Source organism: Bradyrhizobium sp. Kon56 (assembly GCF_055807635.1).
In genome coordinates, this window is the sequence record NZ_JBVVOU010000493.1 from 1 (window position 1) to 258 (window position 258).

1 protein-coding gene is annotated in these 258 nt (G+C 64.3%); it reads right to left on the bottom strand.

Going from position 1 to position 258, the window contains the following annotated elements; genetic code table 11:
- Window positions 1–258 (bottom strand): histidinol dehydrogenase (locus tag AC0L3B_RS39790; RefSeq protein ID WP_473383374.1); only part of this gene is annotated, 258 nt, incomplete at both ends.

Here is a 258-nt window from a genome sequence, read left to right on the forward strand (position 1 = left end):
TCGTGCTCGGCCTGGGAAAACAGGTCCATGGCGATCCAGTCCGGATCGGTCTGGCCGTCACACACCACGAGGATTTCCGAGGGGCCGGCGATCATGTCGATGCCGACCTGGCCAAACACGTGACGCTTGGCGGTGGCGACGTAGATATTGCCCGGACCCACCACTTTGTCGACCTTCGGCACGCTTTCGGTGCCATAGGCCAGCGCGGCAACCGCTTGGGCGCCACCGATGGTGAATACCCGGTCGACCCCGGCGATG